This window comes from Streptomyces antarcticus (assembly GCF_026627255.1).
Lineage (GTDB): Bacteria > Actinomycetota > Actinomycetes > Streptomycetales > Streptomycetaceae > Streptomyces > Streptomyces antarcticus.
Window position 1 is genome coordinate 1 of record NZ_JAPNLM010000040.1, and the last position, 21566, is coordinate 21566.

The following is a 21566-nucleotide window of genomic DNA, read 5'->3' on the forward strand; positions in this document are numbered from 1 at the left end:
GCGGGTACCAAAGCGCTGCGCGCTTTGGAGTGGGAGCCCTTCGCTGCGCTCCGGGCGGGGCCGCGCCCTTCGGGCCGGAGGCCTGCGCTGCGCTTCCGGCCTGGTGTGGTTTCGCTGCGCTTCACCACACTCCTCGGTCATCCCCTGCGCTGCGCTTCGGGGTTGACCGAGGGTCACCGGCCGCGCTGCGCGCGGCCGGTGAAGCCTTCCGCTGCGCTCCAGGCAAGGCCCGGTCCGCTGCGCTCCCCGGACCTGAGCCCGCTTCGCGGGCGGCTGGCTACGGAGAAGGGCCGGGTGTGCGGGGCTGGCTGGGGGTCGGGGGTCAGAAGGAGAGGCCAACTACTCCCGCCAGTGCGATGAGGCAGCCGATCCCGATGACAGTCCGCCGGCTCATGTCCCTCAACGGGATACCCCTGCGGCCATGCCCCAGGGCTCGCCTTGATAGGAGTCCTTGTAGCGGGACCCCACCGTGGCGAAGAACAACCCGAACACGATGAGCACCACACTGACTACGACCGGCATCGAACGCTCCTCCTTCGATGGGCCTCCATGCGGCCTCTCCTCGGTGCTGTGTCATGCAAGCCCTGACCCTGCTGGCATGGCACAGCATCAAGGAGAGGCCCGCGGGAAGGTCACCCTTCTTGCGGGTGGCCGCCGTCTCCTCCGACCACCAGGCGGTCACTCCCAGACTCTTCATCACGTTCGGCGATGGTGACGTCAATCCGACCGTCACCCGTGGTATCGAACTGATAGAGGTCGGCCTTCCCGTCACCAGTGGTATCGATCATCCACACGTCGGGCTTCCCGTCACCATTCGCGTCAGCACTGAGAACGACATGATGCTCATCGCCCTGAGTCTCGATCACTTCTTCACCGATGCCTGTTGTGGTGTCCATGACCGGCAGATGCCCCCGGATGAAAAGGCGAAACGAACACGGGCCGGACCGGGTGAGGAAGGTGACGTTCCGTTCGCCGGGCTTCCGGAGCGGTGGAGCCTCACCCGGTGCTCTCGGGCTTCACTTCCGCGCGGCGAGTCAGCCCGGCCGGTAACGGTGGAAGGCTGCTCGGGTTTCGAGTTCGCGCCCGGCCGGGCGCCGGGAGCTGCTGGTCGAGCCGAGCGAGAAGAGGTGGGGCGGACTCAGTGCCAGCCATGTATCGACTGCATCAGCTAGATGCAGCATGTACGGTTGGTGGAAACACGGGATATCTGCAGACCGTCTCGAGGGAACCGTTTTTCGTTGGAAAAGGGCCGATGGGCATGTGTAGTCGGTGACGATGTGGCACGGGATCCGGTTCGCCGCCAGGGGACGGTCTGACCGGCGCCGTGGTTGTAGAGCGGATCGCGGAGGCAGCCGTCAGAGAGCGGGAGACGTTGGAACGGGTCCTGCCGGCCGAGACTTTCTCCAACTACGAGAGGGTCTGTCCAGACAACGGCTCTGTCCCACATTTGGTGGTGACGGATCGTGAGCATTGGGCGCCGTCAGTAGCAGAGAGTGCGAATGGCGCTCCGACCTCGGTGTTTCACGAGCGGGCGGCCCTGCAGTGGGGATGCGGAGACCGGCAGGCCGGGCTCACATCGGCCCCTGCGCCGGCCACCGATTCCCTAGAACGAACCGCTCCAACGTACTGACCTGCGACTCTGTGATCGCTGGGTTTACTCACCGACATCATCGCCCTCCGTCACCACCAAATGTGCGACAGAGCCGTTGACCGTACAGACCCGTCGAAGGGTGTCCTTCTCCGCGGCGACGTACAGGGCCGCTTCTGGCCTGCGGTGCGGTCCAGTCGGGCATCTCCCGGACAATGTGTCCGCGTCCGGCCAGGCTGGCGGAACGTTGACTTCGCGGACGGTGTCGATCAGGTCGGGGAAGCGACCTCCCGGCGGGCCTGGGCCAGCTGCGCGGACAGGCGACGTACATTGGCGGCGTGTGCGGCAGGACGCCCTCGGAGGCCAGTCGGTGTATGACCTGCCGCAAGGTGACTTTCAGCGGCGCGTACCCGTCCACGATCTGCCGCGTCCGCTCCACGACGACCGTCCACCGGATCCGTTCACGCGCCATATCGGTACATTTACCCCTTGCGCCACCGTCGGCCCCCAGAGTCGAAGCAGACCTCTTCCTGCGGCCATCGCGTGGGAAGAGGTGTCTTCCTCGCTAAAAGGCTTGCCCACCAGGCCAGACCTGCAAGAACAAGACCATGTCCGGTTTAGGAGCTCTCCGGGGCGGGTGCGGCTTCCAGCCGGTCCAGGCGTTCGTAGCGGGCGCGGACGAGGCGGGCGCGGTTCTGGGCGCAGTGCACGGTGCCTTCCAGCGTCGCGGACAGTCGGCCTTCCGTCTCGCGCAGGACGACGTCAGCGAGTGCCCGGTGCCCGCTGTTCTTCGGCAGCTGGTTCGCTCGGCGCCGGACGTCGGAGGCGACCGCGCGGGCGTGGCCGGTGAGCTGGAGGCCGATCTGCTCGTAGTCGCGTACGACGAGCGTGTCCTCGTCGGTCCAGGCGAGGACGGCTTTGACGAGGCTCTCGTGGGGTTCGCGGGCAAGCGGGAGCTCCGCCTGGATCAGGCCGTCGGGGTCGTACAGGGCCGTGTGGCTGCTGGTATGCATGGCGGGCCTCGCTACCGGGGCTTCTTCGCGCGGGTGTCCTCGCCGTCGGCCCGGTCGTCCTGGTCTTCGCCGTGTCGGCCGAGGAACCGGGCGAAGCCCCGGTTCGCGCGGGCCAGCAGGGCCGGGGCGGTGCCGTGGTTGCGTGCGCGCATGCGGCCCGCCTCTCCGCTGGTGGTCCGTCGGTGACGTTGACGCTACGGAGGGCGCGGCCTGGGGCTCAACAAGATTGCGGAAAATTGCGCGGACTATCCGAGCGAGTCGACTGCGGCCTCGATGCGGGCGCGTACGGCGATGCCGCCGCCGTTGTCGGTGGTGCTGCCGCCGGTGACGGTCACTCCCGCCAGCGAGAGCCTGCCGCCGGGGCGATTTCGAGGATGCGTAAGAGTGCGGCCACCGCCGTCGTCAGGGATCCGCCGCGCCGGGGCACGAGGAGGTCGTCGTCGTGCGCACGGCGCGTCAGACCGGAGGAAAGCAGTGGTCGCACATGATGACCGCGCGAGCCGCCGGGGACGGGGCGCGGGAGGGGCGGAAGCAGACCGGTTCGGCCGCACGCGCTCGCGGCTCTGGCCGGTTTGCGGGGTGGGCGGGCGCGGTCCGGTGTGGTCGGGCCCGGTCGGGTCCGGTCCGGTTCGCCTTGGGTGTCTTCCGGTTGGTGGCGGTACTGGGGTTGGTTTGTCCGTCCCGGGGGGCGGTGCGACGGCCGGCCGTCGCGTCGGGGACGTTTGCCCGCGGGGACCGGTGGAAGAGTCGGACGTACGGTCGGCCGGGCTCTGCCGCTTGGCTGCGGCCGGTCCTCCTCGATGCCATGACCCGAACGGGAGCCCGCTGATGCGCCTGTACGCCCAGACCCCAGCACGTCGGAACCGTCAGGTGATCGGGGACCTGATCGCCGTGGGCCTGATGGCCGCCGCGGTGTGGTTCGCCCTCGCCGTCCGCGATGCGGTCATGCTGCTGGCCGAGCCGGGGCGGAGGGTGGAGAGTTCGGGTGACAGTCTCGCCGGCGCGCTCGGTGAGGCCGGTGACGCGGCTTCGAACGTGCCGCTCGTCGGTGGTCTCCTGAAGAGGCCGCTCCAGTCCGCGGCCGACGCCGGTGCCGGGTTCGCCGACGCGGGGCAGTCGCTCCAGGACACCGTCGGCCAGGTCGCCGATCTCACCACCACGGCTCTGATCGTGGTTCCGGTGGCCGTGGTGCTGCTGTTGTGGCTTCCGCCGCGCCTGCGCTGGATCCGGCGGAGCGTCACCGTCCGGCGTCTTCTCGACTCGCCCGGGGGCTCCGATCTGCTCGCCCTTCGTGCCCTCAACGGGCCGCTGGGCGACCTTGCCGCGGTTGCGGCTCCTGCGGGCGGTCTCGCGGATGCGTGGCGTCGCGGGGACCGGCAGGTCATCGCCGACCTGTGCGAGGTCGCGCTCAGGCGGGCGGGTCTGCGGCCCTGACGGGGGATGTCCCGGTGCCGGGGGGACGGTACCTGGTGGGTGTCAATTCGTGACCTCTGGAGTCGCATCCGGCGATTACGCCCCGTTAGTCTGAGCATGTTCAAAATGATATTGGGGGGCGGCTGCGCGCGATCGGCGCGGGGAGTCGCAGTGGAGGGGATTTTTCGAACGGCACCGCCGGCACCGGTGGCCAGCTGGCCCAGACCGGCACCGACCCGGCCACGAGCTGGGCCCTCGGCGCTTCCGGCATGGCGCTCGCCATGGGTGCCGCGCTCGTGGCGGGCACCGGCCGCCGTCGCCGCCCGACCGTGTAGCGGCGTCCGGCCGGCCCGGGGTCCCGGGCCGGCCCGCGCGATGCCGTTCGGCCTCCCTCGGCACGTTCGCGCCGTGGGGGGCCCTGGTCGTGTTGGAGCTCGGGCGGACGGGCCGTCAGTACCGCGGGGGTCCCGCGAGGGGGCGCAGGCGGCGGTGTTCGAGGACCGTGGCGAGGGCGTAGGCTCCGCCGCCCGCGACGGCGAGGACCCGGTAGAGACCGGGGCGTCGAGCGAGGGCGCCGCGGTGGAGGTCAGGGCGAGCCAGACGCCGAGGGCGTAGTGCGGCAGGTTGCGGCGTACGGCGCCTTCGGCGAGGTAGAGAGCAGGCCGACGACGAGTCCGGAACCGGCGGGCCAGAGGACGGACTGGAGCTCCGGCGTGTCCAGGGCGGACGTGAGACCGGTGATGGCGAGGAACAGGGCGGTGAAGGCGGCGATCCAGGGGGCGCCGAGGAGCCTGCCGGAGAGGGCGTCCGGCGCGGCGGCCCCGCGCTGGGCCCGCAGCGCGGCGGTGGTGGCCTGGACGGTGCCGGTCGTGGGCCCGATTCCGAGGAACGTCATGGGCAGCCAGCCGGGCAGGTCGAGCAGGGGGTGTCGCCCTGGGAGGCTGCGGCGGCGCCGTGGCCGAGGACGTAGGCGAGTCCGAAGCTGAGGTAGGCCGCGCGCGGTTGTCGACCTCGTGCGGACGGGGTGTCGGGCCGCGCCGTGGTGGGCCCGGCGCGCTTTCACCGCTGTGCGCGCAGTGCTGCGCGACCTCGTCGAGCACCGTGTCCGCGGTGTCGGCGTCCACGGAGCGCGCGGCCAGGGCGGGCCGGACCCGCGCGTTCCACCTGATGGCGGGGTCACTCATGGGGCTCCTCCACGGGTCTCCTCCACGCCGGGTGACAGGAGTCGGGCCATGGCGCCGGAGAACCGGCCCCAGCCGACGGTCTCCTGTCGCAGCCGGGCGCGTCCGGCGTCGGTGAGGCGGTGGACCTTGCGGCCCGGCCCGCCCTCCCCCGGTTCCCACCGGGCCTTCACCGTCCCGTCGGCCTCCAGGCGGCCGGGCACCGGGTACAGCGCGCCGCCGCGGACGGTGCCGAAGCCCCCGGGCGGGCAGTTCCTGCACCAGTGCGTAGCCGTGCCGGTCGCCTTCGGCGAGCACACCGGCGAGGGCGAGGGGCAGCACTCCGCGCAGCCAGCCGGTCATGGGCTCCGTGCCGGCCATCCGCAGGCACCTCGCTCTCTACTCCTGGAACCCGACTGGTTCGTTCTCAGAGTGGTGTGGATGCGTGTTCGCTCCGCGTCAACATCCTTTCGGGCGATATGACTTGGCGGGCTCAGCGGCCTGTACGGCCTGTTTCGCCGGGTGTTGAGGGTGCGGGCGGTCTGATCGGCGGCCGCCCGGGCCTGCACGGGCCCGGGGGCCGGCGCCTGCTTTCGCGGGCCCGTGATCCGCCGCGCCCGCCGCACCCGTCGGCAGCGGGTGCGGCGGGGCGGGGGCTCAGCCGACGCGCGGTACCCGCGTGACGTGGCCGTGGGCGTCGGTGAAGACGCGGACGCGGTCCTCGCGGAAGTCCATCGTCACCGCGGAACCGTCCGCGACGACCGGGACCTGGACGATGCCGGGGTTGGTGCGGCGGATCAGCGCGACCGCCTCGTCCGCCGGGCGCCCCATCAGTTCGGGCCATTGCTCTGCGGCCATGTGCGTCGTCCTCTCTCGATGCGGGTGTCCGTCTCCCCCTACCCGTCCGGCCGGGGGCAAACGGGCGGGACCGGGACGGGGTCCGTGCCGGGGCCGGTGCGGGGCCGCCGTAGGCTGGGCGGGTGATCTTGCGCAGCCTTCACGACCGATCCGCCCTGGCCGACCGCTTCGGGCGCGACCCGGCGATGCACGTGATGGAACTCGGCGACCTCGACGACCTGCTGTGGCCGCACACCAGTTGGTACACGGTGTCGGACGACGGCCCGGTCGCCCTGCTGTACGCGGTCGGCGACATCCCGACCCTGCTCGCCTTCGCCCGCCCCGGGGAGGCCGCTGGGCTGGAGGAGCTGGCCGAGGCCCTGCTGCCGGTCCTGCCCCGGAGTTTCTTCGGGCACCTCACCGGAGCGGCCGGCAAGGTCCTGGAGTCGGCGTACGCGGTCAGGCCGCACGGCACCCTGCTGCGGATGGCGCTCACCGACCCCGGCCGGGCCGCCCGGCACCCGGACGGCCCGTGGCGGCCCGCCCCGCTGGACCGGAGCGATCTGCCGGAGCTGCTGGCGCTGTTCGAGCAGGCGTACCCGGGCAACTGGTTCGACCACCGGATGCTCGACACCGGCCAGTACGTGGGCGTCCGGCAGGACGGGCGGCTGGTCGCCGTCGCGGGCGTGCACGTCTACTCGGCCGCCTACCGGGTCGCCGCGATCGGGAACGTCGCCGCGCACCCCGCGGTGCGCGGGCGGGGCGCGGGCGGGGCCTGTGTCGCGGAGCTGTGCCGACGGCTCGGGCGGAGCGTGGACCACATCGGGCTGAACGTGCGGGCGGACAACGCCACGGCCGTCGGGCTCTACCGCAGGCTCGGTTTCTCGGAGGTCACCGAGTTCGCCGAGGCCACTTTCACGGCGCTCCCGCGGGCGTCGGCGGGCTGAGGGCGAGCGGGCCCGCCGCTTCCCGCGGGCGATCCCCTGCCCGCGGGAGGCGGCCGCTCACCGGGCGGCCGTCGGCCGGTCCGTGGCCAGGCCCAGGAAGAAGCGGCAGGTCCGGGCGAGTTCCTGGAGCTGTACGTACGCGGCCGGCCCGTCGTCGGGCAGTCCGTCGGCCAGGACGCGGCGGGTGTCTTCCAGGGTCGCGGTGTCCGTGCGCTGTCCGGGCCGGACGGCGAGCGGCATGAGGAGGCCCAGGTGCCCGCTGAGCCACAGGAACCACAGGCGGCGCAGGGGGGCGGGCGGCAGGTCCTCGTACGGTGCGAGGACGATCGTGATCGACTCGCCGATGACCGCCACGTCCAGCGGTGCCGCGGCGGCGGCCGGGTCGTCGGCGTCCTGTACGAGGAATGCGCCGGCCTTCGCGGATGCGCTCACGCGTGTCCCTGTCCCTTCTCTCCACAGCTCAACGGTGGTCCCGGGCTGGTGCGCCACCGGGGAGAAGTCTCGCGCGGAACCGTCGGCGAGGCCGTGAAATGCGGCGAGGACGCACCACGGGGCATCTCGTGGGAGTAGCGTCTTGCCTTCCCCTCGTTCTTCCCCCGCCCGGCCGTCCCGCCCCCTGACTCCTTCGCGCTGCCGTCCCGTCCGCCGCGTACCCGTACGGCGGACGGCCGGGCCGGGGTTTCAGCGGCCGGGCCGCAGGCCGGCCGGCAGGACGTCCAGGGCCGGTTCCGTCGCCTCGGGCAGCGGGGTGTCATCGAGGAGCGAGGCGACCGCGAGGGTCGCCAGGCCGTGGACGGCCGAGAAGGCGACCTGTGCGAGCCGGGCGGGATCGCCCGGGCGCACGTCGCCGGTCCGCTGTCCTTCCCCGATCAGCCGGGCGACGGCCGGCAGGCTCTCGTGGCCGAGGGCGTGCAGTTCCGCGCTGGGGTCGTCGGTGTGTTCGGCGGTGAACATCAGGTCCAGCAGGGCGGTGTGGCCGACCGTGAAGTCCATGTAGGCCGGGCCCGGTTCGGCCAGTGGCGCCCCGACCGGTCCGGCGGCCCCGCCGGCCGTGTGCAGGCGCGCTACGGCTCCTTCCTGGGGCAGGGCCCGGCGCAGATCGACCGGATGGTCCGGCTCAATGTCACGGCGGTGGCCGGCCTGCCGCGCGCCTTCCCTTCCTGCCCGGTCTGGCCGCCGACGGCCGGGGGCGCTGGTCACCCTCGCCTACCAGCCCACTTCGGCGATGGTGGTCTACGGGGCGGCCAAGGCCTTCGTGCTCAGCCTCACCGAGGCGGTCGCCTACGAGACCCGCAGCTCCCCGCTGCGCGTGCTCGCCCGTCTTCCCCGGGCCGGCCGGCACCGAGTTCTTCGACGTGGTCGGCAGCCGGGGCGCGGCCGTCGGCAGGCTCGGCACGGCCGGGCAGGTCGTCGTCGACGCCGCGCGCCGCGCCCTCGAACGCGGCACGACCCCGCCGAGCGTGGTCGCGGGCCTGGGCAGCAGGGTCTTCGCGACGGCCTTCCGGCTCGCCTCCCGCCGCCTCGCGACGGCCGTCGCCGGCCGGGCCCTGAAGGCCTGAGCCCCGGCCCGGGCCCGGGCCCGGCCGTCCGGAGGTGACGGGAGCCGCCCGGGCACGGTACGAAGTCCTTGTGAACGAACAGACCCAGGCCGCGACCGTCCGCGTCTTCATAGCGCTCGCCCCGCCCGACGACGCGAAGGAGGAGCTGGTGCGGGAGCTGCGCCCCGCCTACGAGGCGTACCCGCGCATGCGGTGGAACCGGGTCGAGGACTGGCACATCACGCTGGCGTTCCTCGGTGAGCTCCCGGTGGGGGCCGCGGCGCTGCTGCGGGCGCCGCTCGCGGACCTCGCGGCGGCGGGCAGGCCCGTACGGCTGGCGCTGCGCGGCGGCGGGCACTTCGACGAGCGGGTGCTGTGGAGCGGGATCGACGGGGACCTCGACGGGCTGCACCTGCTGGCCGCCGGGGTGCGGGGCGTGGTCAAGGAGTGCGGGATCGCCTTCGAGGACCGGCCGCTGCGCCCGCATCTGACACTGGCCCGGGCCCGCCGGGGCGATCCGTCCGGCGCGGTGGGGGCCGCCGCCGGGCTCGCCGCGTTCACCGGCCGCCCGTGGGAGGCCGGGCGGCTGCACCTGGTCGGCAGCAACATCGGCCGCGGCCCGGGGCCGATCCACTACCGCGACATCGAGGCCTGGGACTTCGGCGGCGGGAGCTGACGGCCCCGCCGCCGGGCCCGGTGCGGGTTGCGGGTACGCCCGCGGAAGCGGAAGACGAGGCCGGCCGGCGTGGAGCGCGGTACGCAGTGGAAGGGGAGGCCGCGGGAGCGGCGAGTACGCCGCCGGGGGCGGGTGCCGCCGGTGAACCACGCCTGGACCTGGGGTGTTGCCGCTGCGGCAGGCAGCGCCGGTCCGGTCCCGTCCCTTCCCCGGCGGCGGGAACGGGCAGTGGCTCTGGCCGGCGGGCCGCGGCAGCACGACGCGGCCCGCCGTCCCCCGGCGGCGCCGCTCCGGGTGCGGCGGCCGGGTGCGGCGGCCGGGACGGTCCGGTGCGGCGGTGCCCGCGGATCCGGACGCGGGCGCCCCGTTTACCGCGGCGGAAACGGGAAACGCGGGTGTCAGCGGGCCGGTACGACATCCCCCCTGTCGCAGGCCCGTCCGGTGGAGCGCCGTACGCACGTCCCGTCCCCCCGGGCGCGCGTACGGCCCACCCTCCCCCACTCCCTCCCGTTCCCCTGCATTCCCCTGCGCTCCGCGCCCCCGCGGCCGGCCGTGTGGAGGAGACCGCGGCCAGTTTTGCATGAACATACACAGTCATGCATAATCTTCCTATGTCTAAGGTCCTCACCTCCCTTCCCGCCGGCGAGCGCGTCGGCATCGCCTTCTCAGGCGGCCTCGACACCTCGGTCGCGGTCGCGTGGATGCGCGACAAGGGCGCCGTCCCGTGCACCTACACCGCCGACATCGGCCAGTACGACGAGCCCGACATCGCCTCGGTGCCCGGCCGGGCGAAGGCGTACGGCGCCGAGATCGCGCGCCTGGTCGACTGCCGTGCGGCGCTGGTGGAGGAGGGCCTGGCCGCCCTCGCCTGCGGGGCGTTCCACATCCGCTCGGGCGGCCGCGCCTACTTCAACACCACGCCGCTCGGCCGCGCCGTCACGGGCACCCTCCTGGTCCGGGCGATGCTCGAGGACGACGTGCAGATCTGGGGCGACGGCTCGACGTTCAAGGGCAACGACATCGAGCGGTTCTACCGCTACGGGCTGCTCGCCAACCCTCACCTGCGGATCTACAAGCCCTGGCTGGACGCGGACTTCGTGACCGAGCTCGGCGGCCGCAAGGAGATGTCGGAGTGGCTCCTGGCCCACGAGCTGCCGTACCGCGACAGCACGGAGAAGGCGTACTCCACCGACGCCAACCTGTGGGGCGCCACCCATGAGGCCAAGACCCTGGAGCACCTGAACACCGGTGTGGAGACCGTGGATCCCATCATGGGCGTGCGGTTCTGGGACCCCTCGGTCGAGATCGCCGCCGAGGACGTGACGATCGGCTTCGACCAGGGCCGGCCGGTGACGATCAACGGGAAGGAGTTCTCCTCCCCCGTCGACCTGGTGATGGAGGCGAACGCCATCGGCGGCCGCCACGGCCTGGGCATGTCGGACCAGATCGAGAACCGGATCATCGAGGCCAAGAGCCGCGGCATCTACGAGGCGCCCGGCCTGGCCCTGCTGCACGCGGCGTACGAGCGCCTGGTCAACGCGATCCACAACGAGGACACCCTCGCGCAGTACCACAACGAGGGGCGGCGTCTGGGCCGGCTGATGTACGAGGGCCGCTGGCTGGACCCGCAGGCCCTGATGGTCCGCGAGTCGCTGCAGCGCTGGGTCGGCGCGGCCGTCACCGGCGAGGTGACGCTGCGGCTGCGGCGCGGTGAGGACTACTCGATCCTCGACACCACGGGCCCGGCGTTCAGCTACCACCCGGACAAGCTGTCCATGGAGCGCACCGAGGACTCGGCGTTCGGACCGGTGGACCGGATCGGCCAGCTCACCATGCGCAACCTCGACATCGCCGACTCCCGGGCCAAGCTGGAGCAGTACGCCGCGCTCGGCCTGATCGGCACCGGTGGGCACCACGCCATCGGCGCCGCCCAGGCGGCCGCGACCGGGCTGATCGGGACCCTGCAGGAGGGCGGCGCCGAGGCCATCGCCTCCCGCGGCGAGGTTTCGGACGACGACGTGATGCTGGACCGCGCCGCGATGGAGTCCGGCACCGACTGACCACCGTCGCACCGACCCTCGTCGCACCGACCGGCACGCACTGACCGGCAGCGCCGGGAAAGGGCCGGCCGGGCGCCATCGGGCGCCCGGCCGGCCCTTGCGGGTCGTCGAAGGCCATGGCACCGCCCTGCCACGGGCCGCGGGCGGTGTGGTTGCGCCCTTGCGGTGCGGCGGGCCCCTACGGTGGGCCCGGTGACCGAACACGCGGCGGACCCGGAGGCGGCCGCGGCCCAGCTCAAGGAACGGCTGTACGCGACGATCACCATGATCTCCGTGGTCATCGGGCTCGCCGCCAGCGGCCACGTGGACGTCCTCGGCGCCGTGGCGACGGTGGCGACCGCGTCGCTGGGCCTGTGGCTCGCCTCGCTCGTCGCCGACCAGCAGGCCCACCGGGTCACCCACGGCGCGTTCGCGACGGGCCGGGAGCTGCGCGCGATGCTCTTCGTCAGCAGCCCCCTGCTGCTGTCCGCGGTGGGGCCTCTGGTCCTGATCGGCTTCTCGGCCCTGGGGGCGATGGCCCTGGAGACCGCCCTGCTCACCGCGGCCGGTGTCAATGTCGCCACCCTGTTCGCGTGGGGCTGCTACGGCGGGCTCCGCATGGGCGGGGGAACGGCGTTCGCCCTGCTGGCCGGTGCGATCGACGCCGCGATCGGCACGGCGGTGGCAGTGGTGAAGGCCTCGGCCGGCCACTGAGCCGGCCCGCGGCCTCCCCCGGGCCGTCCGGCGGGTGCGCGTACCCGTGCGCCCCCGCTCGGAACTAGTGCGCGCGGACCTCGGCGTACAGCGCGTTGGTGACCCGCTCCCCCTGGGCGGAGGGCTGGATGACGGCCTCCAGCAGGGCCAGCGCGGCCCGTTCGGGCCCGGTGAAGTACGGCGCGTCCCGCCAGGAGGCCACCGCGGCGATCCGCTCCTCGCTCTCGCCGGCCTTCCGCAGGCTGGTCGTATGCATGATCGTCAGGTAGGTGTTGCCGACGATCTGGCCGGCCCGCAGCTGGATGAGGCCGATGGTGGTGCGGGGCACCGAGCGGTTGCCGGTGGCCCGGTAGGGGGCCGCGCCGATGTCCGCGAGTTCGGGGACCAGGTGCTGGGGGTCGGGCATCCGCGAGGCGGGAGCGGTCTGCGGGGCGGGAGCGGTCTGCGGGGTGGTGGTGTGGGGCTGGTGGTGTGCAGGGAGTCCATGACCGGGTTCCTTTCGGGTCCTTGGTGGTGCCTTCACTGCTCTGACGGACCGCGCCGCGGGAATGTGACCGGTCGGGCGAAACTTTTCCCGGGTCATTCCTCGCTGCCGATCGGCCGGACGTGGCGCGGGAGGGTGAGGGCGGTGAGGGCGGTGGCCAGGGCCAGTGCCGTGCTGACCAGGGATGCGGTGTGGACCCAGCCACGGGCGCGGGCCGGCCTTGTGCGGGAGTGGTGCGGAGCCGTCGGGGAGCCGCGTGGCGGAAGTCATGGGGGGACTGCGCGGGGCGGTGTTTCGGGTTCGGCTCGGGTGGCGTTGCGGCCCGGTTCCGGCGGGGCCGACGGGCGGTCCTCGACCGTGCGGGAGGGGGCCGGCCCGGTCGCCGGGCGGGCGGGGCGGGGCGGTCGCCGGGCGGGGGGGGTGGCAGAAGTTCGCCCCCGCGCGTCAGCGCGGCAGGGACGCGTACGAGACGCCGGTCAGCTTCTCGGAGGCGACCCAGAGCCGTTCGCCCGTTTTGTCGTCCAGGGGGCCGCGGCCCGGCACCGTACGCGGATCCGTACATGATCGAGGTGACCGCGGTACTGGACGTGCCCGACACCCGGGCGGGAGGGGCGGGGCGTCCGGTTCTGCCCCTGTGCGGGAGGGGAGGGCGGCATACGATCGGCCCATGGCGCGTTCCCTGCCGGTTCCCCCTCCGACTTCGGTGCTCTCGGACGGAGTTGTCGTCGTGCGGCTGCGGCGCGCGTCCGATCTGGATGCCATCGCGGAGGCGAGTCACGACCCCGAGACCAGGCGCTGGCTGGATGACACGCCGATGGACGGGGAGGCCCGCGGTGCGAGCATGGCGCGGGTCGAAGAGGCGTGGCGGAGCGGGCGGGCGGCTCCGCTGGTGGTCGAGGACGCGGTGACGGACGCGCACGTCGGGATCGTCAACCTGCAGTTCCGGGGGGACGACGTCGCCACCGTCGCCTACAGCGTGTTCCCCGCGAGCCGGGGGCGCGGCGTCGCCCCGCGGGCCGTGGGGCTGCTGTCGGGGTGGGCGCTGGGCGAGCTGGGGCTGGAGCGGCTCCTGATCGAGGTCGACGAGGCGAACGCGGCCTCGCTGCGGGTTGCCGTAAAGTGCCGGTTCGAGCGGGTCGCCGCCCGTACCGGGCCGGACGCGGAGGGCGGTCGGCGTACGACGGTCGTCTTCGCCCGCCGGGCACCGCGGCGGTAGCGGCGGCGGCGCGTGCGGGCGTTGCACGCCGGCGGGGCGGGCGGGAACCGGGCGGGCACGCGGGTGGGCGTCGGACAGGTGGTCAGGCGGGGCGGGGCGTCGGGCAGGGTGGTCGGGTCAGGTGGCCCGGTCGGTATCCGCTTCGCGGTGCATGCCCGTGCACAGTGCCCAGACGACGAAGAGGTTGACGGCGATCAGCACCAGGGCCCACCAGGGGTAGTACGGCAGCCACAGGAAGTTGGCGATCGCTCCCAGTCCGGCGACGGCGACGCCGAAGAAGCGCGCCCAGAGGGCTCCGGTGAGCACGGCGCAGCCTGCGATGACGAGGACGATGCCCAGGATGAGGTGGATCCAGCCCCAGCCCGTCAGGCTGAACTCGAACACGTAGTGGCGGGTCGCGAGGAACAGGTCGTCCTTGGCGAGGGCGGCGATCCCCTCGAAGAGCGCCATCACCCCGCCGAAGATCATCAGGGCTGCTGCCAGGACGGTGGTACCGGATGTGGGCGCGTGCCAGGGGCTGGGCTGTGCCCGGCCCGCTCGGGGCCTGGTGGCATCACTGGCCATTGCGGTCTCCTCAGGTGGCGGAACCGGCCGCGCGTGCCGAGACCGGCGAGGTCCCCGGTTTTCAGCGTGTCACGGCCGCTCCCCCTCGGCACTGCGGCCCGCGGACCGGGCCGCGTCGGCGGCCGCGAGCACCCCGGCGAGGGCGGCGGCCCGGGGCTGGTCCCAGCGTTCGGAGCGGGCGGGGAGGTCGTGGTCGTCTCCGGCCAGGAGGAGCGGGAGCACGGCCCGGATCGCGGCCGGGGAGGCCAGCCGGTCCACGGGCAGGGGTTCGGCGAAGTCGGCGCCGCCCCACTCGTCGGTCAGGGCGGCGTAGCTCCAGCCGTCGACGGAGTTCCAGAACAGCAGCATGCCGTGCGGCCACTCCTCCGTGTCGAGCACCGGGCCGACGGCGGCCGGGAGCCCGTCGCGCCACACCGTCTTCGGCCTGGTGCGCCGGTAGTAGAAGCCGGCCTCCAGGCGGCCCTCGTCCTCCTCCGCGGACCACTCGTCCGGCTCGTACGCGCCGCCGGGCCCGTCCATGGCGGCGACGGCCTCGGCGTAGGCGCGGTGCGGGAGTTCGGGCGCTGCGGGCACGGGGCGTCTCCTCAAGGGGCCTGCGGGCGATGACGGGGGCGGCTGGAGCGCGGTCACGCGTACGGCACTCCGTCCGGCTCAACGGTCCCGCCGGGGCCGGGGAGCGGCCGGGGCCCCGATTTCACCCCCGGGGGGCGGGGCGGGGCCCCCTTGACCTCAAGCGTGCTTGAGGGCGCAGGCTCGGGGTGTCGTCGCGTCCTACGGGAGGGAACCCGCCGTGAAGTCCGCCGTCGTGAAGTCCGCCGCGCAGTCCGTTATCCGCCCCGACTTCGCCCGCGCGGGCGAAGTCGGGGCCGTCAAGGCGAGCACGTGGCGGCTGGGCACCCCCGAGCGGCAGCGGGCCGCCGTGGACGCCATCGCCGGGGCCTGGGAGAGGCGGCCCTGGCCGGCCGCGGCCCTGCTGTCGTACACGGTGCTGGCCGGGACGGACGGCGACAGCCTCTTCCATTTCTCGCAGTGGGCGGACGGGCCGGCGTACGAGGAGTTCTTCCGCACCTCGCGGGACGAGCGCAACGCCGAGGTGGACGCGGCGGTGCCCGGCATCGTCCGGGTGGGCCTGGACGACTACCGGCCCTACCGGTCGGTGGGCACGGCGGCCGCGAGCCCCGGCTGCGTGGTCATCGTCGAGGCGGCCTTCGACCCGGCCGTGCCGGACGCGGCGCGCGCGTTCGCCGACCTCGTACTGGACGCGCGGGCCACCGACCCGGCACCGGCGGCCGGCGGGCTCTCCGGCAATTTCCACCTCTCCCCGGACGGGACCCGCATGCTCAACTACGCCGAGTGGGACAGCGAGCAGGCCCACGCGCAGGCACTCGCCTCGCCCGGTCCCGGCGTCGGATCCGACACCGGGCAGTGGCGCCGGGTCCTGGACTTCGCGGCTCTCGGCACCAACGGGTTCCGCCGCTACGTCCCGGCCCTGGCCCTGGTCCCGCGGCCGTAGGGGGTGTCGTCGAAGTCGTTCCGTACGTACGCCTGCAGGGCGGGCCGTGCGGTGTCCGGTGCGTGCGCTCGCAGGGCGGAGGGTCGCCCGTGTACCGGATGTACACGGGTGATTCCGACAACGCGGCGAGCGTCGCGTGCGTGCCGGGCGCCGCACGGCAGGAACGAGTGCGACGGCCCCCTAGGCCACCGGGCCCGTGCGCCGCGCCGTTTGGGAGGTGGCAGGCGGGTCATACGCGGGGGTACGGGAGACGGCGAGGAGCGGCGCGGTCCCCTCAGCGGTCCCCAGCCGCGCGATGGCGGTCCACGCCATCACGCGGCTGGGGATCCGTTGCGAACCGGCCCGGTGGGCGACGGGCCCGCCCTGCCGGCACGTACGGCCGGGCCGAGCGTACGGCCGACCGCGCGTACCGCGGTCACGCGTACGGCGGTCACGCGTACGGCGGTCAGGCGCGCGGGCGTACTGGGCCCGTGCGTACGGGGGTCAGGCGCGGCAGAACATGTCTCCGGCGCCGCCCCGGTGCCGGCCGCCCCGGGCGGGGCCCTCCCGGCGGGGGACTTCGCGGCCTTCCCGGAGCCACTGCCGTTCGAGGGCGTCGTAGATCGGCGACTCGGAGGCCGGCCGGCGGAGCGCCGGCGGCTCGGCGAGGCCCGACTGCGGCGTAACGGTTCTCTGGTCCATACCCGGCCCAACGACCCCACCCGGCCGCCGTGGCGGGCCGTGATCCATCCGTCATCAGCGCCTGGGCCCCGCCGGGCGGCTCGGTGCCCGGCGGGGCGCGCCGGCGCCGGATGCCGGCTGGGCCCGCCCCCGGCCGTACGCCGGGGTCAGCAGCCGAAGAGGCGCAGGACGCGTGCGGCGTGGGGCAGGTCCTCCGGTCCGGCGGCCGTGCCGGACAGCGGCATCAGGTGCCCGTTGACGCAGTCGCCGGGCACTTGGTGGTCGATCTCCCAGTCGCGGGCCCCGGCGGTCACGCCCGAGCTGGTGGCGTAGAGCGGCAGGCGGCACTCCTGGCACCAGTAGAAGGACCGGGCGCTCACGCCGGACCCCCGTACGGGGCCGTGGGGCGGGCGTGGGGCGGGGCGGACGTGGGGCGGGGCGGGCGTGTGGCCGCCCCGGTCGCCGGGTGACAGGGCCGGGCCGCAGAAAAGCGGAATCTCTTGTTCACATCGGCTGAAACGATCCGGCACCGCCTCGCGTCACCCCGGAACCGCACGCCTCACCCCCGCCCGGCCGGAATCCGGCCGCCGCCCGGACACGGGCGTGCGGCGAACGGCGGCGTCCGGGACGGGATCGGCATCCGTGGCGCTCGCACCGCGGGGGCCCCGGATCCGCCCTCGGCCCTTCACCGGGGTGTTCGAAGTCAGGCGGCAGGTGTGGGCCCGGTACACGGCCGCCCCTCCCCTCCCCGGCGTGCTGGTGTTGTCCGCGATCGTGTCCGGTGCGCCCCGCCGGAGTACCGGCTACGCGGGCCGTGACCATCGGCCGGGGGCGGGCGGTTTTCCTCTCAGCGGATCGGGCCGGGCGGATGCGGAGTGCGGGTTGGAGGTTTCCGCGGCACGGCGGTGTCCAACATCCGTGTGCGGCGGCGGCTTTGGGGTGTGTGGCCGTCGTGTGTGGTGGCGGAGCGGCGGCGGCGGCGCGTGTGTGTGTCTGCCGCGGGCGGGGTGCGGGGTGCGTGGGTGTGCGCTCAACGGGGCATAGTGGCTGGACGCGGAGGGTGTTCCGCGGTGCACCGTGTGCGCGATCCCGTGTCACGGGCAGACGTGGTGCGTACCATCGCGTCACGCATCTCCCCACGAAAGACGACGAGGAACACATGAGTTCAGCGACCAACGCCACACGCGTCGAAGACGGATACGCGCAGCAGATCTCCGGGGACCTCGCGGCGAACCACGCGGCCCAGGAGCAGGCACGGGCCGAACTGCTGCGGCTGCAGGAGGAGCTGGGGCAGCTGGAGGACAGCGAGAAGGTCCTCGTGAAGATGCAGAACGCCCTGGGCGTCTCGGCGAAGCCCGCGTCCGCGCCGGCCGCGAAGCGCGGTACGAAGCGTGCCGCGGTGCCTTCCGCGCGCAGCGCCTCGCGAGGTGCGGGGAAGGCGGCGGAGCCCAGGACCGCTGCGGCCGCGAAGCCCCCGCGTGCCCGCAAGGCCGCGGTCAAGGACGCGGTGAAGAAGGAGGCGGTGAAGAAGGAGGCGGTGGGTCCGTCCTGGCTCGACCTCGTCACGGCCGCCGTCGCCGGGCAGTCGGAGCCCAAGTCGGTCGGTGAGGTGGCCGACGCCGTCGGCGCCGCGCACCCCGGGCGCAAGGTCCAGCCGACCATCATCCGCAACACCCTCGAGCAGGGTGTCGCCCGCGGTCTCCTGGAGCGTTCCAAGCAGGGCCGCTCGGTCTACTACACCCGTGTCGCCGCCGCCCCGGCGGACCCGGACGGCGGCCTGTCCCCCGCGCAGCCCGCGTAGCCCGCGCAGCCGGCTCCCGGCAGCGCCGCCCCCGCGGCACCCGTCCGCGGCACCCGTCCGGGGCGGCCGGCGTCGCGCGGTAGGCCGAATGCCACGCTCCGGCTGGCACCGGACCGCCGTGCGGGGCGAACATGTGGGTGCGGGACGAAGCCCGGCGCCGCGGCGCCGGCTCCCCCGCCCCAGACCAGGGCCCGGCCGGATACCCCCCCCCTCCCGCCGGGCCCTGTCACGTGCCGCCGCACGGATTCCCGCCGGCCGGAGCACCTCCCGGCCGCGTCAAGGACGTCGAGGTCTGGCTGCCGTGCAACGAGGTCACCCGGATGGTCGCGCTGCGCACCGACGCGCCCGTCGAGCTGGTGGCGCAGGGGGGCCGTACGCGGTGGCCGCACCACGGCAGTTCGATCAGCCTCGGGCTCCCGGCCCGGAACCCTCCCGGTCCGGGAGAGGGCGGTCAGCTTTCGAAGGCCCGGTGGAGGCCGGGGCGGTCGGTGCCCAGTTTGGTGAAGACCGCGGACAGCAGCTCCGAGACGGTCCGGGCGTCGGTGTGCATCTCCTTGGCGATCGCCGTGTTGCCGAGGCCGAGGGCGGCGTGCCGGGCCGCCGCGTTCTCCGCGACCGTCAGGGTGTCCTGTTCGGAGGTGTACAGGCGGCGCGGGCGCAGCCCGGCGGAGGCGAGCTGGGCGCGGGCGCGGTCCGCGAGTGCGTCGGCGCCGCAGGCGGAGGCGGTCTCCATGCCGCGGTAGAGCTGCTGGGCGGCCTGGTGCGGGTCGCCCAGGGTGTGCAGGGCGATGCCGTGGTCGATGAGTGCGTGGGCGAGTTCGCAGGCGGCCGGGGACTGTTCGAGGCGTTCCACCGCCTCCTGGAGCAGGACGGCCGACCGGGCGGGATCGGTGGCGGCGGCCGCGACGCGCAGGGCGTGCCCGATGATGCTGGACGCGCCGAACGCGCGGGCGCGTGCGACGGCCTCGGTGGCCGTGGCGCGTGCCTGGGCGGGGTCGTGGGTCACCTGGGCGAGGGCCAGGTCGAGTTGCCACGGGCTCCAGGAGGGGTTGCGGGTGCCGCGGAGGTCCAGGCGCCTGCCGACCGCGGTGAGGTGCTGTTCCGCTTCTTCGATGCGGCCCTGGGCCAGGAGGAGTTTGCCCCACACGGCCTGGGGGTCGGGGTAGACGACGGCTTGGGGGAAGCCGTCGGCGAGTTTGTAGGTGCGGGCGACCTTCTTGGCCTCGGTGACGTTGCCGCGGGCGAGGAGCGTCTCGATGAGGGTGCCGATCGCGTACCACTGGGCGGGGATGTCCTGTCCGATGCGGTCGGCGATCTGCAGGCCGTTGCGTACGAAGTCCTCGGCTTCGGCGAGGCGTCCGCGGCGGTAGCGGACGTAGCCGAGGAGGGTGTAGACGAACGAGAGGTGTGCGCCGCGCCAGCCCTTGGACTCGAAGTCGACAACGGCGCTGTTGAAGAGTTCCTCGGCGCGGCCCGGCTGGTCGCAGTACATGAGGGTGAGGGCGACGACGGCGGGCACTTCGAAGCCGAAGTCCTGGTCGGTCCAGCTCATGCCGCCGTCCAGTGCCTGCTGCGCGTACTCCAGGGCGGTGGCCGCGGATTCGCCGCGCAGGGCGGCGTCCCAGGCCCGCAGGCCCAGGATGTGCCGTTCGGCGAGGCCGCGGCCGGTGATCCGCTTGGCGAACTGGGCGAGGAGCCGGGAGCGGGCGGGTGAGTTCTCCTCGTCGACGCGGACCGAGTTCCACTTGAACTGCTCGGCCTGCATGCGCAGCCGGGTGCGGGAGCTGGTGGCGCGCCGGGCCTCCTCGGCGAGGAGGGCGGCGGCCTGCGCCAGCTGGCCCGTGTGGCCGAGGGCCTGGGCGAGCCGGTAGGTGATCGCCTCGCGGAGGCCCTGCTCGGTCTTGGGCTCCTCCAGCGCCGTCCTGAGCTGGTTGATGGTGGTGTGGGGGTCGTGCAGGAGGTTGGCGGAGCCGAGTTCGAAGAGCACCTCGGCCCGGTCCTCGATCGCGGGCGGTTCGCGCAGGGCGCGGGCCAGGTAGCGGCGGGCGGCGTCGGGGGCTCCCGCGGAGAAGCTGTCGCGGGCGGCCTGGCGCAGTTGCTGGACGACCCAGGGGTCGCCTTCGGGGTGCATCTCCAGGAGGTGGCGGGCGGCCGCGGCGGCGCCGTGCCCGTCGTCGACGAGTGCCTGGGCGGCCATGCCGTGCATGGCGACGCGGACGCCGGGCGGGATGGACCGGTAGACGGCGGTGGCGATGAGGGGGTGGAAGAAGTCGACGACTTCCTTGCGCCGCAGGCCGGTGAGGACGGTCAGGACGCGGGCGGTGCGGAGCTGGTCGATGGCCTGGGCGGCCTGGGCCTCGCCGAGGGCGGCGACGCTCCCGACGATGCCGGTCGGGACGGCGGTGCCCAGGACCGCGGCGGCCCAGGCGAGGCGGACGGTGGAGGGTCCGAGCTGCTCGATGCGGTCGATCAGTCCGCTGCCCTTGACGGCGGAGGCCAGGTCGCGGAGTTGGGGGATGTTGTCCTGGTGGGGCTTCAGTCCGCGGTCGCGGCCCTTCATGGCGAGCTCGACGACCTCGAAGGGGTTTCCGCCGGTGATGGCCCAGCATTCGCGGCAGAACATGTCGTCGGCGCTCTCGCCGAGGGTGTCGCGGACGATGCGTGCCACCGCGCCCGTGGTGAGGGAGGCGAGTTCGTGGGGGCGGGTGCCCTGGCGTCCCATGAGGGCGCGCAGGGAGGCGGCGTCGGCGGGGATCTCGTCCGGGCGGCAGGCCACCATGATGAGCATGGCGAGTTCTTCGGCGCGGGCGGCGAAGGCGGTGAGCCATGCCAGGGATTCGGCGTCCGCCCAGTGTGCGTCGTCGAGGACCATGACGACGGGTGCGCTGCGGACGGTTAAATGCGTGACGACCCAGTCCAGGCCGTCGCGCACGCCTTGCGGGTCGGGTGCGGTGGGGCCTTCGGGGGCGGCGGTCAGGCCCAGTGCCGGGGCGACGATGCTGTGCCAGGTGCCGAGGACGTCGCGGCGTTCGTCCTCGCTCATGGCGGCGAAGGTCGGCTGGATGAGCTGGCGCATGACGTGGAACGGGACCTGGCGCTCCTGTTCGCCGCCGCGGGCGAACAGGACGGTGCAGCCGCGTTCGGCGGCGTGCCGTCGGGCTTCGGCGAGCAGGGTGGTCTTGCCGATGCCAGGTGAACCCGCGAAGGTCAGCACTCCCCCGCGGCGGGTGGCCACGGTGCGGTCGGCGGCGCCGAAGAGGTCGTCCACCGCGCGGTGGATGGCCAGAATTTCGACTTCCCGTTCGAGGAGGGGCTGGGAAGCCCCTCCTCTGGGTTCTGTGACATGTGACATTCTTGCCCCCTCCTGCGCGTGCGGCCGAGTGTACGGCGCGGGAGCGAGATG

General features: G+C 73.6%; 22 protein-coding genes and 1 pseudogene. 9 read left to right on the top strand and 14 right to left on the bottom strand.

Annotated elements, in window-relative coordinates; genetic code table 11:
- Positions 1-632: 632 nt before the first annotated feature.
- The 3 genes from OTB16_RS35435 to OTB16_RS35445 all read right to left on the bottom strand — a co-directional run bounded on the left by OTB16_RS35435 (position 633) and on the right by OTB16_RS35445 (position 2753).
- Complete coding sequence (locus OTB16_RS35435; RefSeq protein ID WP_267726565.1) at positions 633-896, bottom strand: hypothetical protein; 264 nt, start codon at positions 894-896, stop codon at positions 633-635.
- A 1309-nt stretch (positions 897-2205) separates the two neighbouring features.
- The gene (locus tag OTB16_RS35440) at positions 2206-2601 is read right to left on the bottom strand and encodes a restriction endonuclease (RefSeq protein ID WP_267726566.1); all 396 of its coding nucleotides are present in this window, start codon (positions 2599-2601) and stop codon (positions 2206-2208) included.
- A gap of 11 nt (positions 2602-2612) precedes the next feature.
- Positions 2613-2753: a hypothetical protein gene (locus OTB16_RS35445; protein WP_267726568.1), complete on the bottom strand. Its 141-nt coding sequence runs from the start codon at positions 2751-2753 to the stop codon at positions 2613-2615.
- Positions 2754-3429: 676 nt separating this feature from the next.
- Here OTB16_RS35445 and OTB16_RS35450 point away from each other — a divergent pair.
- The gene (locus OTB16_RS35450) at positions 3430-4035 is read left to right on the top strand and encodes a hypothetical protein (protein WP_267726569.1); all 606 of its coding nucleotides are present in this window, start codon (positions 3430-3432) and stop codon (positions 4033-4035) included.
- A 565-nt stretch (positions 4036-4600) separates the two neighbouring features.
- Here OTB16_RS35450 and OTB16_RS35455 read toward each other — a convergent pair.
- The 3 genes from OTB16_RS35455 to OTB16_RS35465 all read right to left on the bottom strand — a co-directional run bounded on the left by OTB16_RS35455 (position 4601) and on the right by OTB16_RS35465 (position 6032).
- Positions 4601-4909, bottom strand: coding sequence for a hypothetical protein (locus tag OTB16_RS35455; RefSeq protein ID WP_267726571.1), 309 nt, complete (start codon positions 4907-4909; stop codon positions 4601-4603).
- A gap of 285 nt (positions 4910-5194) precedes the next feature.
- Entirely contained in the window at positions 5195-5494 is a 300-nt protein-coding gene (locus tag OTB16_RS35460; RefSeq protein ID WP_267726572.1) for a PadR family transcriptional regulator, read from the bottom strand.
- Positions 5495-5831: 337 nt separating this feature from the next.
- Complete coding sequence (locus OTB16_RS35465; RefSeq protein ID WP_267726573.1) at positions 5832-6032, bottom strand: serine protease inhibitor; 201 nt, start codon at positions 6030-6032, stop codon at positions 5832-5834.
- Between the two features lie 122 nt (positions 6033-6154).
- Between OTB16_RS35465 and OTB16_RS35470 the strand changes: the two genes are divergently transcribed.
- Positions 6155-6958: a GNAT family N-acetyltransferase gene (locus OTB16_RS35470; protein ID WP_267726575.1), complete on the top strand. Its 804-nt coding sequence runs from the start codon at positions 6155-6157 to the stop codon at positions 6956-6958.
- A 57-nt stretch (positions 6959-7015) separates the two neighbouring features.
- Here the strand turns inward: OTB16_RS35470 and OTB16_RS35475 are convergent, their stop codons facing one another.
- Both OTB16_RS35475 and OTB16_RS35480 read right to left on the bottom strand, forming a co-directional pair.
- Positions 7016-7390, bottom strand: a complete 375-nt coding sequence (locus tag OTB16_RS35475; protein ID WP_267726576.1) for a DUF6415 family natural product biosynthesis protein — start codon at positions 7388-7390, stop codon at positions 7016-7018.
- A gap of 249 nt (positions 7391-7639) precedes the next feature.
- Complete coding sequence (locus OTB16_RS35480) at positions 7640-7951, bottom strand: WHG domain-containing protein (protein WP_267726577.1); 312 nt, start codon at positions 7949-7951, stop codon at positions 7640-7642.
- Positions 7952-8313: 362 nt separating this feature from the next.
- On the opposite strand from OTB16_RS35480, the gene OTB16_RS35485 reads away from it, so the two are divergent.
- The 4 genes from OTB16_RS35485 (at position 8314) to OTB16_RS35500 (ending at position 11925) form a co-directional block, all read left to right on the top strand.
- Positions 8314-8517 carry a hypothetical protein gene (locus tag OTB16_RS35485; protein ID WP_267726579.1) on the top strand — a complete coding sequence of 68 codons (204 nt, stop codon included), beginning with the start codon at positions 8314-8316 and terminating at the stop codon, positions 8515-8517.
- A gap of 70 nt (positions 8518-8587) precedes the next feature.
- Complete coding sequence (gene thpR / locus OTB16_RS35490; protein WP_267726580.1) at positions 8588-9172, top strand: RNA 2',3'-cyclic phosphodiesterase; 585 nt, start codon at positions 8588-8590, stop codon at positions 9170-9172.
- A gap of 611 nt (positions 9173-9783) precedes the next feature.
- Entirely contained in the window at positions 9784-11232 is a 1449-nt protein-coding gene (gene argG / locus OTB16_RS35495; protein WP_267726582.1) for an argininosuccinate synthase, read from the top strand.
- Between the two features lie 192 nt (positions 11233-11424).
- On the top strand, positions 11425-11925 hold the full coding sequence (locus OTB16_RS35500) for a hypothetical protein (RefSeq protein WP_267726583.1): 501 nt from the start codon (positions 11425-11427) through the stop codon (positions 11923-11925).
- A gap of 67 nt (positions 11926-11992) precedes the next feature.
- On the opposite strand, the pseudogene OTB16_RS35505 reads toward OTB16_RS35500, so the two are convergent.
- Positions 11993-12331 (bottom strand): annotated as a pseudogene (locus tag OTB16_RS35505) (carboxymuconolactone decarboxylase family protein); the annotation flags it as partial.
- 745 nt (positions 12332-13076) lie between these two features.
- On the opposite strand from OTB16_RS35505, the gene OTB16_RS35510 reads away from it, so the two are divergent.
- A complete protein-coding gene (locus OTB16_RS35510; RefSeq protein WP_267726584.1) occupies positions 13077-13625 on the top strand; it encodes a GNAT family N-acetyltransferase in 549 nt (182 codons plus the stop codon).
- Positions 13626-13742: 117 nt separating this feature from the next.
- Here the strand turns inward: OTB16_RS35510 and OTB16_RS35515 are convergent, their stop codons facing one another.
- Positions 13743-14189 carry a DUF7144 family membrane protein gene (locus OTB16_RS35515; RefSeq protein ID WP_420717868.1) on the bottom strand — a complete coding sequence of 149 codons (447 nt, stop codon included), beginning with the start codon at positions 14187-14189 and terminating at the stop codon, positions 13743-13745.
- A gap of 69 nt (positions 14190-14258) precedes the next feature.
- Positions 14259-14762, bottom strand: coding sequence for a hypothetical protein (locus OTB16_RS35520; RefSeq protein WP_267726586.1), 504 nt, complete (start codon positions 14760-14762; stop codon positions 14259-14261).
- Between the two features lie 217 nt (positions 14763-14979).
- On the opposite strand from OTB16_RS35520, the gene OTB16_RS35525 reads away from it, so the two are divergent.
- Entirely contained in the window at positions 14980-15702 is a 723-nt protein-coding gene (locus OTB16_RS35525; protein ID WP_267726587.1) for an antibiotic biosynthesis monooxygenase family protein, read from the top strand.
- Positions 15703-16185: 483 nt separating this feature from the next.
- On the opposite strand, the gene OTB16_RS35530 is transcribed toward OTB16_RS35525, so the two are convergent.
- Both OTB16_RS35530 and OTB16_RS35535 read right to left on the bottom strand, forming a co-directional pair.
- Positions 16186-16383: a hypothetical protein gene (locus tag OTB16_RS35530; protein ID WP_267726588.1), complete on the bottom strand. Its 198-nt coding sequence runs from the start codon at positions 16381-16383 to the stop codon at positions 16186-16188.
- Between the two features lie 146 nt (positions 16384-16529).
- Positions 16530-16742, bottom strand: coding sequence for a hypothetical protein (locus OTB16_RS35535; RefSeq protein WP_267726590.1), 213 nt, complete (start codon positions 16740-16742; stop codon positions 16530-16532).
- A gap of 779 nt (positions 16743-17521) precedes the next feature.
- Between OTB16_RS35535 and OTB16_RS35540 the strand changes: the two genes are divergently transcribed.
- Positions 17522-18163, top strand: a complete 642-nt coding sequence (locus tag OTB16_RS35540; protein ID WP_267726591.1) for a hypothetical protein — start codon at positions 17522-17524, stop codon at positions 18161-18163.
- A 451-nt stretch (positions 18164-18614) separates the two neighbouring features.
- On the opposite strand, the gene OTB16_RS35550 is transcribed toward OTB16_RS35540, so the two are convergent.
- Positions 18615-21515 (bottom strand): ATP-binding protein, encoded by a 2901-nt coding sequence (locus OTB16_RS35550; RefSeq protein ID WP_267726592.1) that lies wholly within the window; start codon positions 21513-21515, stop codon positions 18615-18617.
- Positions 21516-21566 lie beyond the last annotated feature (51 nt).

Bases quoted from the DNA above. Each gene is read 5' to 3' on its own strand.
- OTB16_RS35480 (WP_267726577.1), bottom strand. From the start codon at position 7,951: ATGGACTTCACGGTCGGCCACACCGCCCTGCTGGACCTGATGTTCACC.
- OTB16_RS35435 (WP_267726565.1), bottom strand. From the start codon at position 896: ATGGACACCACAACAGGCATCGGTGAAGAAGTGATCGAGACTCAGGGC.
- OTB16_RS35465 (WP_267726573.1), bottom strand. From the start codon at position 6,032: ATGGCCGCAGAGCAATGGCCCGAACTGATGGGGCGCCCGGCGGACGAG.
- argG (WP_267726582.1), top strand. From the start codon at position 9,784: ATGTCTAAGGTCCTCACCTCCCTTCCCGCCGGCGAGCGCGTCGGCATC.
- OTB16_RS35530 (WP_267726588.1), bottom strand. From the start codon at position 16,383: ATGGACCAGAGAACCGTTACGCCGCAGTCGGGCCTCGCCGAGCCGCCG.
- OTB16_RS35450 (WP_267726569.1), top strand. From the start codon at position 3,430: ATGCGCCTGTACGCCCAGACCCCAGCACGTCGGAACCGTCAGGTGATC.
- OTB16_RS35445 (WP_267726568.1), bottom strand. From the start codon at position 2,753: ATGCGCGCACGCAACCACGGCACCGCCCCGGCCCTGCTGGCCCGCGCG.
- OTB16_RS35510 (WP_267726584.1), top strand. From the start codon at position 13,077: ATGGCGCGTTCCCTGCCGGTTCCCCCTCCGACTTCGGTGCTCTCGGAC.
- OTB16_RS35550 (WP_267726592.1), bottom strand. From the start codon at position 21,515: ATGTCACATGTCACAGAACCCAGAGGAGGGGCTTCCCAGCCCCTCCTC.
- OTB16_RS35440 (WP_267726566.1), bottom strand. From the start codon at position 2,601: ATGCATACCAGCAGCCACACGGCCCTGTACGACCCCGACGGCCTGATC.
- OTB16_RS35455 (WP_267726571.1), bottom strand. From the start codon at position 4,909: ATGACGTTCCTCGGAATCGGGCCCACGACCGGCACCGTCCAGGCCACC.
- OTB16_RS35540 (WP_267726591.1), top strand. From the start codon at position 17,522: ATGAGTTCAGCGACCAACGCCACACGCGTCGAAGACGGATACGCGCAG.
- OTB16_RS35515 (WP_420717868.1), bottom strand. From the start codon at position 14,189: ATGGCCAGTGATGCCACCAGGCCCCGAGCGGGCCGGGCACAGCCCAGC.